The sequence below is a fragment of the Pseudonocardia sp. ICBG1142 genome (assembly GCF_020496255.1).
Classification (GTDB): domain Bacteria; phylum Actinomycetota; class Actinomycetes; order Mycobacteriales; family Pseudonocardiaceae; genus Pseudonocardia.
On the sequence record NZ_JAHLJC010000025.1, the window covers coordinates 1 to 13,670 of the forward strand.

Here is a 13,670-nt window from a genome sequence, read left to right on the forward strand (position 1 = left end):
GTCATAGCCGAGTTCCAGCCACGCGCCTTCCACCGGCAGAATCCGCGACTGCACGAGCTTCACGACCGCATCAGCTTTCGCCGCCACCGTGGGCGTCGACGCATCCGACCACGTCGTCGACACCGGTAACTGTGCACCCGCGACCAGCCGCAACGCGATGTCACTGACCTGCGACCACGCGGAGCCGAACCCAGACTGCTTACGTTCAGCACGCTTGACATGCCGCGACTCGCCCGAGCGGATCGCATCGGCAGAACTCGGATTCCCGTTCGGCGAAATCCCCAGATAGTGCACCGGTAGGCCCGTCAACGACGACACGACCTTGCCGTACAGCTCAATCGTCTTCGTGAAGTTCTCAAGGCTTGCCCCGTCGAGCTGCACCACGCGGGCCTCAGCGTTGCTCAGCGCGTTCAACCGGCCGAGATAGCCCTCCCACACCGGGATCGGCTCGCCGGTTTCCGCGTCCACGAAGTCATCGCGCGATGCACCGATCACGTACCTCGACGGCACCGCCAGTGTCTCCGACGCCGCCGACAGATTAGTCGCCGTCCGACACACCGCGTCCACGATGGTCATCACGTCTTTCATCTCGGTCTCACCGAACCAGTCGGTGACCCGAGACCTGTTGACCACCGGCACGACCGGCACGACACCCAACCGGTGTTCGTCCTCGTCCACGAGATGCCAGCGCGCATGACGCTGCTGGTAGCTTCTCGTGACGTTCGGCCCATACAACGTCACGAACAGCTCGCCGGTCTCCGGCTCAATGTAACGGCGCAGAGCCGCCCGCAAGTGACGCCCGAACTGGTCGAACTCCACCGTAAGCGCCTCGGAAGACTCCACCGTATAACGCGGCACCGACGGCTCGTCCGGATCACGGCCGACGACCACAAACGCGATGCCTTGCACGAGAGCTTCCGTGTGCGCCGCATCGGAGGCAACCACCATGTCGTTGCGCTTCCACCACGACCACAGCAGCTCATCGGCGCCCGATCACCCGTGCGGAAACCGCTGACATCGAGTCGTTCGGCTAACGCGTCCACCGTGGTCCGGCACCAGTTCACCACCGTCTGAAGCGACTGCATTTCCGGCGGCGTCGCAAGACCCAACATCGCCAGGCGCTGCGAGCCTCGATAATAGCGGTCCCGCGTCCGCCGCTTCCACTAGAGGCTGCTGCCCGTCGCGAGCAACCGCTCGATCAGCTCCACATCCGGCATCACCGAAACACCACTACCTTTGAGCCCTGAGATCGCCGTGTGTACGCGTCGGACTCCAACACCGATCGGCGCATGAGTCGTGCGAGTACCAACGACACCGCACCATCGATCTTACGGTCCCGGTGACCGCGCCCCAGCGACACGTATTCTCGATACGGGCGGCGCTGAGCGTTGACCACATGCGTCGTCAACAGCGGGTCCCCGACATGCGGGCACGACTTGTTCGCGATGTCGTCTGCGACGAGTTCTGCGGCCCGCGCGACATCGAGCTTCAACGCGCGCATGTCGAAACCAATCAGGTGCTTCGCCGACGCATCAAGCCACAGCCGATCGCCGTACGCGGTCGGCCAGTCCACCAACACGCGACCTTCCAACGGATGTACGTCCGCAGCGAACGCGCGGACCTGAAACCGATCGAATGCGTCCGCGACAGCCGCGTCGAGCGCCGCCACGTCCAGGTCCCGATGCATCGTCGCTGGGTCCCACGTGAATAGCGGCTGTGCGAGCCCGTCCGACAGTCGACAGCCGATAAGGACCGTGGCGTCTTCGGTGAGCGCCGGGTCTAGAGCCAGCACGATCTCGTCGCCATCGACGATTCGATCGTCACACGCGTTGGCGTCCCAGTCCTGTTTCGAAACCCATGAACTCAGGTCCGACACGATCAGATTCCCGAATTCGCGCATGGAACTCGCCACGGGTTTCATCGGCGCCATGATCTTTGACAGAACCTGCGACTGGTTCACCCACGGACACTCATCGTAAATGTATGCCAGTGTCCGTTCGATCGACGCCGGGTCCGACCAATCGGTGTCTGCGGATGCCTCCCGCGACCAATACAACAGCGGACGCTCGTTCACTGTAGCACCAGTGCGTTCGTTAAGCCAGCTATCGTAGATGTCTTCCGCGACGGAGCCCGAGCCCGGTGACCATGTGTTCATGAGTGCGAGCACCCGGGAACCGTCGACCTTCGTCGCGTTGTCGTCAATGGTCTCCCACAAGCGTCGACCACCGTTGGACACTGTCCACTCGGAACACTCGTCCGCGATGACCAATGTCGGGCGAGAGCCGCGAATCGTGGCAGCCCGCGAGGAGACCACGGTGATTTTGCCACCGGCTACGTTACGGGCCCCCGGCGAGAAGATGTGCTTCTTGCCGGGGTCCAGATCGTAGTTCTTGACGAGTTCTGTGCCGCGCGCGTTCCAGCCCGCAACATAGTTGAACGTGTTCTAAGTCTGGCTCTCCGAGACCGCCGCGATCTGAATCAGTGGCATCGACTGCCGTCGACCCAGGAGCTCACCGCAGCGGTTCCGAGACTGGAACCCATTGAATCGCACGGGCCCCGTGAGTTCCACGGTCGCGAGCCAGGCTCCCAGCGGAGACTTCAGCGAGCCGCGCGCGAGCCTAATCGCGCCGCCACGGTAGTAGAACTCTCCGTCGTCGCGTAGCCGGTACCAGTGGCAAATGAACGCGTACTACGACCGCGTGGGTACGAACAAAGCGCCCGCAGACTTGCCGTCGAGGACCCGGAGACCGTTCTCCAGGGACCACCTCACGATCGCGGGACCCAGTGTCGCAAACATGTCAGGTTCGTACGGTGGCAGCGTGTCGGTTCCGACGAGGGGCTCGGTCATCAGGGTCTCTCCGGTGCGGTAGGGTGCTCTGACCTGGGACTTTGGCAGACGTGTGTGATGACCATCATGATTCGGGAACACGAGCGCCGCAGCGGTGCCGTAGATGAAGAAGTCGTAGTACTCCAGGGCGCTGCCGACCCACGCGGCCAGGGCGGCCCGTTTCGGCTGCGCCTCCGGCGCGCTCGGCGCGGCGGCGGACGGTTGCTGGCTCACGGTGGCTCCCGGCGTGTGCGACGTTGCAGGCACTTGATGACGCGGTCGACGGCCCGGGCGGCGAGCCGCTCGTCTATGTACCGTCTGGTTAGGTACCGAATAGTGAGTTGCGACGCGGGGCGTGTCAAGAGCCGGATGGACGCCGGCGCGGTCACCCCGCCAGGGGTTCTCCGTCGACCCTGCGGTCGGTCCTGCCGGGCACCTGCCACAGGCCCCTGCCACAGGCTCCGCCGTCAGTCCTGCCCGACACGCGCGGTCAGGTACTCCACGACCAGGTCGCCGACCATGCGGCGGTAGTGCCCGCGCCGCTGCGGGTCCAGCAGGTCGCGACCGAAGATGGCCGAGACGGTGTGCCGGTTGGCCACCCGGAACACGCAGAACGAGCTGATCAGCACGTGGACGTCGAAGGCGTCGACGTCGTCGCGGAACAACCCGGCCTCCCGGCCGCGGGCGAGGATGGAATCGAGCACGCCGAGCGCGGGCCCGGCGAGCCCCGCGCGCAGCGGGGAGGAGCGCAGGTGCTCGGCGTGGTGGATGTTCTCGATCGCGACCAGCCGGATGAAGTCCGGGTGCGCCTCGTGGTGGTCGAAGGTGAGCTCCGCGACCGCCCGCACCGCCCGTGCCGGGTTGAGGTCCGACACCGACAGCTGCTGCTCCAGCGCCCGGATCCCGGTGTACGCGCGTTCGAGAACGGCCAGGTAGAGACCCTGCTTCGAGCCGAAGTAGTAGTAGAGCATCCGCTTGGTGGTCCGGGTGCGCGCGGCGATCTCGTCGACCCGCGCCCCGGCGAGGCCCCGGTCGGCGAACTCCGCGGTCGCCTCGTCGAGGATCTCGGTGCGGGTGCGCTCGGCGTCGCGCTGCCGGACGCCCTCCTCTGGTACCGCCGCCACCGCGACCCCCCTCCACCGGTCCGCGCCACCGGGATCCCGGTGGCGCCCCGGACTCTACGGATCGTCGGCCGTTCCCCCTGGCCGACGGACCCACCGTCCAGTATAACTAACCGTACGGTACATAGATCCGAGGAGGGATCCGTGCGGAGCAGCAACGAGACCCGGCGCGAGACCGACGCCGCCGCAACCGGCACACGGGTGCGGACGGGGTTGATCGGCGCCGGCATCGGTCCGTCGCTGTCCCCCGCCCTGCACGAGCGCGAGGGCGCGGCGCACGGCCTGGACCTGACCTACACGCGTTTCGACCTCGATGTCCTCGGGCGCGACCCCGACGCCGTCGGCGACCTGCTCGCCCGGGCCCGCGCGCAGGGCTACGCCGGGGTCAACGTCACCCACCCCTGCAAGCAGCGGGTGATCGGCCACCTCGACGTGCTCGCCCCGGACGCCGCCGCGATCGGCGCGGTCAACACCGTCGTCATCGGTGCGGACGGGGCGCTGACCGGGCACAACACCGACTGGACCGGCTTCCGCGACGGCTGGCGGGCCGGGCTGCCCGGCGCCGCGACCGGGCGCGTCGTGCTGCTGGGCGCCGGGGGTGCCGGTGCCGCGGCCGCCTACGCCATGGCCCGCGAAGGCGTCGGCGTCCTGCAGATCGTCGACGTCGACGGTGCCCGCGCCGCCGCACTCGCCGCGTCGGTGACCCCGCACCTGTCCCCCGGCGCGCACGCCACCGGGCACCCGCTGCCCGCACTGTCCGCGCTGCTCCCGGGGGCCGACGGCCTCGTGCACGCCACCCCGACGGGGATGGCCGAGCACCCCGGACTCCCCCTCGACCCAGCGCTGCTCGCCACCCGTCCGTGGGTCGCCGAGATCGTCTACCGGCCGCTGGACACCGCGCTGCTCGCCGCCGCCCGCGCCGCGGGCTGCCGCACCGTCGACGGCGGTGCGATGGCCGTGCACCAGGCGGCGGAGGCGTTCCGGCTGTTCACCGGCGCCACACCGGATCCGGCGCGGATGCTCGCCCACCTGGCCGAGCTCGTCACCGCCGAGCAGGCGGCGGCCCGTGTCGCCTGAGCCCCGCCCCCCGCACGGGCCCGCGCGTCTGTCGCTGGCCACGGTCTGCCTGTCCGGCACGCTGGAGGACAAGCTCGCCGCCGCCGCGACCGCCGGGTTCGACGGGGTCGAGATCTTCGCGCCGGACCTGCTCGCCGACCCCGAGTCCCCGGCCGGGATCGGCGCCCGCTGCCGCGACCTGGGCCTGTCGGTGGACCTGTACCAGCCGCTGCGCGACATCGACTCGACCGATCCCGCCCGGTTCGCCGCGAACCTGCGCCGCGCGGACGCGACCTTCGAGGTCATGGCCGGCCTCGGCGCCGACACCGTGCTGGTGTGCTCCTCGGTGTCCCCCGACGCCGTCGACCCCGCCACCGACGCCGACCTGCTCACCACCCAGCTGCACACCCTCGCCGACCGGGCCCACGAGCGCGGGCTGCGCGTCGCCTACGAGGCGCTCGCCTGGGGCCGGCACGTCGACACCTGGGACGCCTCCTGGGACGCCGTGCGCGCCGCCGACCACCCCGCGCTCGGGCTGTGCCTGGACTCCTTCCACATCCTCGCCCGCGGCTCGGACCCCGCTCCGATCGCCGACGTCCCCGGCGACAAGCTGTTCTTCCTCCAGCTCGCCGACGCCCGTGAGCTGTCGATGGACGTGTTGTCCTGGAGCCGTCACCACCGGCTGTTCCCCGGCCAGGGCGGGTTCGACCTGCCCGCGTTCCTCGCCCCCGTGCTGAGGGCCGGGTACACCGGACCGCTGTCGCTGGAGGTGTTCAACGACGTCTTCCGCCAGTCCGACCCGGTCCGCACCGCCGTCGACGCCCGCCGCTCGCTGATCGCGCTCGCCGAGGCCACCGCACGGGCCGGCGCCGGGACCGATCCCGTGGGCACCGCGGCGCCGGCCCTGCGCGGGACGGCGTTCGTCGAGCTCACCGCGCGCCCGGAGCTGGGGCGGGTGCTGCGCGCCCTGGGGTTCAGCCGCACCGGGGTGCACCGCACCAAGCAGGTCGAACGCTTCGAACAGGGCGACGCCCGGCTGCTGGTGAACGCGGCGGGCGACGGCACCGGCGCGGTCGCCGCGATCGCCGTCGAGTCCGCGGACCCGGCCGCCGCCGCCCGCCGCGCGGCCCGGCTGTGCGCCGCCCCCGTCCCCCGGGTCACCGGGCCCGGCGAGGCCGAGCTCGCCGGGATCACCGCCCCCGACGGCACCGCGGTGTTCCTGTGCCGCACCGACGGCGACGCCGGACGGGCCTGGCCGCACGACTTCGTCGCCGTCGACGAGCCCCGCTCCCCCGGCACCGGGATCACCGGCATCGACCACATCGGGCTCACCCAGCCCTACGACGCGTTCGACGAGGCGGTCCTGTTCCACCGCGCCGTGCTCGGCCTCGACACCGTCGGCGACGGCGAGTACGCGGCCCCGTTCGGATTGGTCCGCAGCCGCGCGCTGGCCGACCCGGACCGCAGCGTCCGGCTCGCCCTGACCGTGTCGGTGCTGCGCCGCGGCGGGTGGAGCCCGGCCGTCGCCGACCCGCAGTACGTGGCCCTGGCCTGCGACGACGTGCTCGCCACCGCGGCCGCCGCGCGGGCGGCCGGGGTGCCGCTGCTCCCGGTCCCGGCGAACTACCACGACGATCTCGCCGCCCGCCTCGACCTGCCCGCGGCGACCGTCGCGGCCTACCGGGAGCTCGGTGTCCTGCACGACCGCGACGCTGCCGGTGACTACCTGCAGGTGTGCACCGAGCTGCTCGGGGGCCGCCTGTTCCTGGCCCTGGTGCAGCGCACCGGCGGCCACGACGGGCACGGCTGGGCCGACGCCCCGGTGCGGATGGCGGCCCATCGCCGGTCCCGGCTCGCCCGGGCCTGAGCGGCGCCGCTACCGTCCCGGCGTCGGTCGCGGAGGGGAGTTGCAGGTGCGTCGCTGGGGTTGGTTGCTCGTCCTGGTCGTCGGGGTCGCGCTGTTCGAGGCGGTCCGCCGGGTCCTGCTCGTCACGCAGAACCCCAACCTGGTGCCGTCGCTGATCCTGCTCGGCGCCGCGGTCGCCCCGGCCGCGTTCGTGGCCTTCGTGCTCGGGCGGCGGCTGGACTACTCGATCGGCGCGGGCCCGATCGCGCTGGTCGCGTTCCTCGGCGGGGTCGTCGGCGTCGTCGCGGCGGGGCTGCTGGAGTTCGACGCGCTGCGGTCGCTGGGCAGGATGCCGATGCTGGGCGTCGCGCTGATCGAGGAGTCGGCCAAGCTCGTCGCGCCGCTGGTGGTGCTGCTGCTGACCGCCCGCCGCGGGCACCCCGCGGACGGGCTGCTGGTCGGGGTCGCCTCCGGTGCCGGCTTCGCCGCGCTGGAGACGATGGGCTACGGCTTCGTCGTGCTGGTCCGCTCGGGCGGCGACCTGGGCGCCGTCGACGACGTCCTGCTCCTGCGCGGCGTGCTCAGCCCGGCCGCCCACATGGCCTGGACCGGGCTCACCGCGGCCGCGCTGTGGTACGCGGCCCGGCGGCGCACCGGGCGGGCCGCCGGACGGGCGCTGCTGGTGTTCGTCCTGGCCGTCGCCCTGCACACCACCTGGGACAGCATCGGCGGGTTCGTCGCCTACGGCGTGCTCGCGGTGCTGAGCCTCGGCCTGCTCACCGGGTTCGCCCACCGGCTCCCGCACCGCGCCCCCGGCACCGCGCTGCCCGCCTGACCCCCTCAGGTGCTCTGTTCGGCCGTGGGCTGCGCGGCCAGGCGCGCCGAGTAGATCGAGTAGCCGTCGAGCCACCGGGCCACCGCGGTGGCCACCAGCGTCGCGACGACCAGCGGGACGGCGATCGCGAACCCGGTGCCGGTCAGCTCCAGCACCAGCACCAGCCCGGCCAGCGGCGCCTGCATCCCGGCCCCGATCATCGCGGCCGCCCCGACCAGGGCGAACGTGCCGACCGGGGTGCCCGGCCACAGCGCCGACCAGACCCCGCCGAGCGCGGCCCCGAGCAACGCGCCGGTGCACAGGGTCGGGGTGAACAGCCCACCGGACGCGCCGCTGCCCAGGCACATCGCCGTCACCAGCGGCTTCAGCACGGCCAGCAACGCGAACAGCAGCAGCGCCCCGCCACCCAGGAAGGCCTGCTCGGCCAGGTCCGCGCCGTTGCCGTAGAGCTGCGGGAACGCCAGCCCGGCCACGCCGAGCAGCCCGAACGCGGCGACCGGGGCGGCGATCCGCCACCACGTCCGCCGGGGCCCGTGGTGCGACACGAACCCGATCAGCCGGACCCAGCCGGTCGCGAGGACCCCGATCAGCACGCCCGCGGGCACCGCCCACACCAGCAGCGACGGCGTCGTCACCGGGTCCGGCAGGCCGGGGTAGACCGGCCCGGCGGGCAGGTAGAGCCAGGCGACGACGGTGGCGGTCGCGGTGCAGGCCAGTGCGGGCAGCACCACCGGCAGACGGACGGTGCCGACGAGCACCTCGGCGACGAACAGCGCCCCGCCCAGCGGCACGTCGTAGACGCACGCCAGCCCGGCGCCCGCACCGCAGGCGACCAGCAGACGTCGCTGCTCGACCGACAGGCCGCCCCAGCCGGCCAGGACCGCGCCCCACACCCCGCCCATCAGCTTGGGCGCGGCCTCCCGGCCGAGCGAGGCGCCCAGCCCGACGACGACCTCCGACAGCACCGCGGTGCCCGAGCTGCGGCGCACCCCGAGCCGGGCGTCACCGGTCCAGATCGCGTCGTCGACGTCGGTGCGGCCGGGGACGAACCGGCGCAGCAGGTACCCACCGACACCGGCGACGAGCCCGGCCACCAGCAGCGGCCAGATCCGCCCCCAGGCGTCGGCCCGCTCGACCGCCGCGCCGAGCCCTTCTGCCGCCCCGGATCCCCACGCCCACTCCGACACCGCGTGCAGCAGCGCCATCAGCGCGATCCCGGACAGCCCGGCGGCGATCCCGGTCACGACGAGCAGCACCCAGAACCGGGCGGTCAGCGGCGACGCGCCGTCGCCGGTGACGTTGGGCTGGTCGGTCGCGGCCCGCTTCGACCGGACCCGCGTCCGCAGGACGGGGGCGGGGACCCGGAGGCGCTCACTCGGTCGGTGTGACACCCCTCCATGATCCCCGACCTGTCCGGACACCCTCCCGACGGGTGGGCAGAGATCAGGCGAAGGCCTCCGGCGGCGGGCAGGAGCAGACCAGGTTGCGGTCGCCGGGGGCGCCGTCGATCCGGCGTACCGGCGGCCACACCTTCCGGTCGTGCACCCCCGGGGTGACCCCGGTCGGGTACGCGGCCAGCTCCCGCGGGTACGGGTGGTCCCACTTGTCGTCGGCCAGGCAGGCCGCGGTGTGCGGGGCGTTGCGCAGCGGGTTGTCCTCGGCGGGCCACTCCCCCGCGGCGACCCGGTCGATCTCGCCGCGGATCGACACCATCGCGGCGACGAACCGCTCGATCTCGGCCAGGTCCTCGGACTCGGTCGGCTCGACCATCAGCGTCCCGGCCACCGGGAAGGACATGGTCGGGGCGTGGATGCCGTGGTCGATCAGCCGCTTGGCGACGTCGTCGACGGTCACCCCGGTCTCCTTGGTCAGGATCCGCAGGTCGAGGATGCACTCGTGGGCGACCGCGCCGTCGGCGCCCGAGTAGAGCACCGGGAAGTGCTCCCGCAGTCGGGTGGCGACGTAGTTGGCGGCGGCCACCGCGGTGAGCGTGGCGCGGCGCATCCCGTCGGTGCCCATCATCCGCAGGTAGGCCCAGGAGATCGGCAGGACGCCGGGCGAGCCGTACCGGGCGGCCGAGACCGCGCCGACCCCGCCGTCGGACACGGGCGTGCGACCGGGCAGGAACGGCACCAGGTGCTCGGCCACCGCGACCGGGCCGACGCCGGGCCCGCCGCCGCCGTGCGGGATGCAGAAGGTCTTGTGCAGGTTGAGGTGGCTGACGTCGCCGCCGAAGGCACCCGGGCGGGCCACCCCGACCAGGGCGTTCAGGTTGGCGCCGTCGACGTAGACCTGGCCGCCCGCGTCGTGCACCGCGGCGCAGACGTCGCGGACCCCGGCCTCGTAGACACCGTGCGTCGACGGGTAGGTGATCATCAGCGCGGCGAGCCGGTCACCGTGCTCGGCGATCTTGGCGTGCAGGTCGTCGAGGTCGACGTCGCCGCCCGGCGCGGTCCCGACGACGACCACCCGCATCCCGGCCATGACCGCCGAGGCGGCGTTCGTGCCGTGCGCCGAGGCGGGGATCAGGCAGACGTCGCGGTCGGCCGCCCCGCGGCTGCGGTGGTAGGCGGCGATGGCGAGCAGCCCGGCGAGCTCGCCCTGGCTGCCCGCGTTGGGCTGCAGCGACACCGCGGCGTAGCCGGTGAGGTCGGCCAGCCAGGTCTCCAGCTGCTCGATCATCTCCCGGGTGCCGACCGTGTCGGACTCGGGCGCGAGCGGGTGCAGGTCGGCGAACTGGGGCCAGGTCACCGCCTCCATCTCGGCGGCGGCGTTGAGCTTCATGGTGCACGAGCCCAGCGGGATCATCGTGCGGTCCAGCGCGAGGTCGGCGTCGGCGAGGCGACGCAGCCAGCGCATCAGCGCGGTCTCGGACCGGTGGTCGTGGAACGTCGGGTGCGTGAGGTACTCACCGGTGCGACGTAGGCCGGCGGGCAGCGCGTCGGCGGTCTCCCGGTCGAGGGCGTCGGCGTCCACCCCGGCGACCCCGAACGCCGCCCACACCGCGTGCAGGTGCGCCACGGTGGTGATCTCCGAGGTGGCGACGCCGACCTCGTCGTCCGAGGCCCGGCGCAGCGCGATCCCGGCCTCGTGCGCGGCGGCGACCACGGCGTCGGCGCGGCCGGGGACCCGGGCGAGCACCGAGTCGAAGAACGCGTCGTGGACGATCTCCACCCCGCCCGACCGCAGGCCGGCGGCGAGGACCGCGGCCATCCGGTGGGTGCGGGTGGCGATGTCGCGCAGCCCGTCCGGGCCGTGGTAGACGCCGTAGCAGGCGGCCATGACCGCGAGCAGGACCTGTGCCGTGCAGATGTTCGAGGTGGCCTTCTCCCGGCGGATGTGCTGCTCACGGGTCTGCAGCGCCAGGCGCAGGGCGTAGTGGCCGTCGGCGTCGCGGGAGACGCCGACGAGCCGGCCGGGCAGCTGCCGGGCGTGGCGCTGCCCCACCGACAGGTAGCCGGCGTGCGGGCCGCCGAAGCCGAGCGGCACCCCGAAGCGCTGGGTGGAGCCGATCGCGGCGTCGGCGCCGAGCTCCCCGGGCGGGGTGAGCAGGGTCAGGGCCAGCAGGTCCGCCGCGACGGCGACGAGCGCCCCGCGGCCGTGCGCGGCCTCGATGAGGCCCGACGGGTCGGCGACCCGCCCCGAGGCGCCCGGGTACGACAGCAGGACACCGAAGAACTCGCCCTCGGGCAGCACGCCGTCGGCGAGGTCGGCGACGACCAGCTCGATGCCGAGCGGCTCCGCGCGGGTGCGCAGCACGTCCACGGTCTGCGGCAGCGTGTCGGCGTCGACGACGAACCGCGGGCTGGTCGAGCGGTTGGCCCGGCGCAGCAGCGTCATCGCCTCGGCGGCGGCGGTGGCCTCGTCGAGCAGCGACGCGCCGGCGACCGGCAGCCCGGTCAGGTCGGACACCATCGTCTGGAAGGCCAGCAGCGCCTCGAGCCTGCCCTGGCTGATCTCGGGCTGGTACGGCGTGTACGCGGTGTACCAGGCCGGGTTCTCCAGCACGTTCCGGCGGATCACCGACGGGGTGCGGGTCCCGTGGTAGCCGTAGCCGATCATCGGGACGGTCACGGTGTTGCGCCCGGCCATGGCGCGGAGCTCGGCCAGCATCTCGGCCTCGCCGACCGGCGCGGGCAGCGAGGCCCCGACCGGCTCGGCGGCGCGGATGGTGTCGGGCAGCGCGCGGGCGGCGAGCGCGTCGAGCGAGTCGACGCCCAGCACCTCCAGCATCCGGGCCAGGTCGCCGGGGCGGGGCCCGATGTGGCGCTCGGCGAACGGGAGCCCCCGCTCCAGCTCGGCGAGGGTGGGACGGTGCTCGGACGTCGGGCTCACGGCGCCTCCGGAGGTCGTCGGGCGGATTCGGGGCAGGGCAACTCGCCCTCCCCCTCTGTCCGTACCCGGAGACCGGGCGCCTGAGAGATTCACCGGAGGCTTCCGGCTTTCCCCGTCGGCGGACGGCTCCCCGCGTGCGCGGGTGACCCGTCGCTTTCCAGAGGCGTCTCGACCGCGCGGTCCGTGTGCCTGAGAGATTCCGGGAAGGGGTTGCTCCTTCGGCGCCCGGGCTCGTTCCCCGGGGCTCTCCCGCGCGGCGTCGACGACTACCGGGTCAGCCTACCTGCGTAGTTCTGCGGCGTCGCCGCCTGCGCCGTCTCGTCACACTCGTGTCATGTCGAACACCAGCGCTCCGAACACCACCCCGGCCACCACCGCCGCGTTCCACATGCAGGCGATGCTGTCCTTCGGCGTGTCCCTCGCCGCCGTCGTCGTCGGGACCGTCTACCTGCCCGTCGACGGCTGAGTGAAGGCGTTCCTCGCGATCGCCGTGCTGTACGCGATCACCTCGGCGTTCACCCTGGCGAAGTGTGTCCGGGACCGGCAGGAGTCCCTGACCGTGGTCAACCGGGTCGACCAGGCGCGGATGGAGAAGCTGCTCGCCGAGCACGACCCGTTCCGCTCGGTGGCGTGAGCGGATCCGCCTCAGGAGATGGCCTCAGGAGATGGCGCGGCGCGCGCGGCGGCGCGCCAGCTCGTCCTCGGGGGCCTCGTCGACGGTGCCGCCGTCGGCCCGCTCGGCCGGGAAGTCCTTGATCACGCCGGAGATCTCGCGCATCGCCCCGGAGACGGCGATGCCGAACACGCCCTGCCCGCCCTGCAGCAGGTCGACCACCTCCTCCGGGGAGGTGCACTCGTAGACGGTGGTGCCGTCGGAGAACAGGGTGATGCCGGCGAGGTCACGGATCCCGCGCCGACGCAGGTGCTCGACGGCGATCCGGATGTTCTGCAGCGAGACACCGGCGTCGAGCAGCCGCTTCACGATCTTGAGGACGAGGACGTCCTTGAAGGAGTACAGCCGCTGGCTGCCCGACCCGGCGGCACCGCGGATGGACGGCACGACGAGCCCGGTGCGGGCCCAGTAGTCCAGCTGTCGGTAGGTGATGCCGACGACCTGACACGCGGTCGGGCCGCGGAAGCCGACCAGGCGGTCGGTCACCCCGTCGAGCCCCGCACCGACGAGCGGGTCCGGGAACAGCTCTCCCTGACCCGGCCCCTCGGGTGGTGGCGTCTGCACCGCGCGGTCTCCTTCGTTCGGGACCGTGGACCGTCCTCTACCATGTGACTCTGGGTAGTGGGTGAGTTCCACGGATGTCATCAGTCGAGATGACGGTAGGCCCAGCGGCCGGGGTGGTCAACGCGGCTCGCCGACCTGGGCGTACCGGACACCCGGCCGGGTCGCCGGGCACACAGGGCGTACGGCCGCCGAACGGTCGGTGACGTCGGTGAACGGTCGGACCGCGGTCCGTGCGTTCCCACTGCCGGGTGACGGCGGTGGTGACCCGCACGGATCAGCCCGGCTGGGCACCGCGGAAGTCCTCCGGCGACACGGAGTCGAGGAACTCGCGGAACTTCTCGACCTCGTCCTCCTGCTCGTCGGGATGACCAGTTCCCGCTCGGCGAGGACGCTCTCGTCGGCGTGCACCGGGA

At 72.4% G+C, this 13,670-nt stretch carries 12 protein-coding genes, 1 pseudogene and 1 riboswitch; of the genes and pseudogenes, 5 read left to right on the plus strand and 8 right to left on the minus strand.

Features of this window, described 5'->3' with window-relative positions:
- The 4 genes from KPL59_RS13740 to KPL59_RS13755 all read right to left on the minus strand — a co-directional run.
- Positions 1-978, minus strand: a 978-nt coding sequence (locus KPL59_RS13740; RefSeq protein ID WP_226361031.1) for a phage portal protein, incomplete at its 3' end; no start/stop codon positions are given.
- Positions 979-1,216: 238 nt separating this feature from the next.
- Complete coding sequence (locus KPL59_RS13745) at positions 1,217-2,215, minus strand: hypothetical protein (protein WP_226359516.1); 999 nt, start codon at positions 2,213-2,215, stop codon at positions 1,217-1,219.
- Positions 2,216-2,689: 474 nt separating this feature from the next.
- Positions 2,690-3,061, minus strand: coding sequence for a hypothetical protein (locus KPL59_RS13750; RefSeq protein WP_226361034.1), 372 nt, complete (start codon positions 3,059-3,061; stop codon positions 2,690-2,692).
- A gap of 233 nt (positions 3,062-3,294) precedes the next feature.
- On the minus strand, positions 3,295-3,951 hold the full coding sequence (locus KPL59_RS13755; RefSeq protein WP_226361026.1) for a TetR/AcrR family transcriptional regulator: 657 nt from the start codon (positions 3,949-3,951) through the stop codon (positions 3,295-3,297).
- A 141-nt stretch (positions 3,952-4,092) separates the two neighbouring features.
- Between KPL59_RS13755 and KPL59_RS13760 the strand changes: the two genes are divergently transcribed.
- From KPL59_RS13760 to KPL59_RS13770, 3 genes are read left to right on the plus strand one after another with little or no spacing between them, the layout of a single operon-like run.
- Positions 4,093-5,025 carry a shikimate dehydrogenase gene (locus KPL59_RS13760; RefSeq protein ID WP_308187880.1) on the plus strand — a complete coding sequence of 311 codons (933 nt, stop codon included), beginning with the start codon at positions 4,093-4,095 and terminating at the stop codon, positions 5,023-5,025.
- A complete protein-coding gene (locus KPL59_RS13765) occupies positions 5,015-6,871 on the plus strand; it encodes a sugar phosphate isomerase/epimerase and 4-hydroxyphenylpyruvate domain-containing protein (RefSeq protein WP_226361027.1) in 1,857 nt (618 codons plus the stop codon). Before KPL59_RS13760 ends, KPL59_RS13765 begins: the two co-directional genes overlap by 11 nt.
- A gap of 46 nt (positions 6,872-6,917) precedes the next feature.
- Entirely contained in the window at positions 6,918-7,685 is a 768-nt protein-coding gene (locus tag KPL59_RS13770) for a PrsW family glutamic-type intramembrane protease (RefSeq protein ID WP_226361028.1), read from the plus strand.
- Positions 7,686-7,690: 5 nt separating this feature from the next.
- Here KPL59_RS13770 and KPL59_RS13775 read toward each other — a convergent pair whose 3' ends face one another.
- Together KPL59_RS13775 and gcvP are read right to left on the minus strand one after the other, a co-directional pair.
- Complete coding sequence (locus tag KPL59_RS13775) at positions 7,691-9,076, minus strand: chloride channel protein (protein WP_226361029.1); 1,386 nt, start codon at positions 9,074-9,076, stop codon at positions 7,691-7,693.
- Positions 9,077-9,128: 52 nt separating this feature from the next.
- Positions 9,129-12,020, minus strand: a complete 2,892-nt coding sequence (gcvP, locus tag KPL59_RS13780) for an aminomethyl-transferring glycine dehydrogenase (protein ID WP_226361030.1) — start codon at positions 12,018-12,020, stop codon at positions 9,129-9,131.
- Between the two features lie 167 nt (positions 12,021-12,187).
- Positions 12,188-12,282, minus strand: a riboswitch (glycine riboswitch).
- Positions 12,283-12,354: 72 nt separating this feature from the next.
- Between gcvP and KPL59_RS36885 the strand changes: the two genes are divergently transcribed.
- Together KPL59_RS36885 and KPL59_RS36890 are read left to right on the plus strand one after the other, a co-directional pair.
- Complete coding sequence (locus tag KPL59_RS36885; protein ID WP_308187881.1) at positions 12,355-12,486, plus strand: hypothetical protein; 132 nt, start codon at positions 12,355-12,357, stop codon at positions 12,484-12,486.
- Positions 12,487-12,654 (plus strand): YiaA/YiaB family inner membrane protein, encoded by a 168-nt coding sequence (locus KPL59_RS36890; RefSeq protein ID WP_308187882.1) that lies wholly within the window; start codon positions 12,487-12,489, stop codon positions 12,652-12,654.
- Positions 12,655-12,678: 24 nt separating this feature from the next.
- On the opposite strand, the gene KPL59_RS13790 is transcribed toward KPL59_RS36890, so the two are convergent.
- Positions 12,679-13,257: a MerR family transcriptional regulator gene (locus tag KPL59_RS13790; RefSeq protein WP_060711889.1), complete on the minus strand. Its 579-nt coding sequence runs from the start codon at positions 13,255-13,257 to the stop codon at positions 12,679-12,681.
- Between the two features lie 274 nt (positions 13,258-13,531).
- Positions 13,532-13,670 (minus strand): annotated as a pseudogene (locus KPL59_RS13795) (bifunctional nuclease family protein); the annotation flags it as partial.

Bases quoted from the DNA above. Each gene is read 5' to 3' on its own strand.
- KPL59_RS36885 (WP_308187881.1), top strand. From the start codon at position 12,355: ATGTCGAACACCAGCGCTCCGAACACCACCCCGGCCACCACCGCCGCG.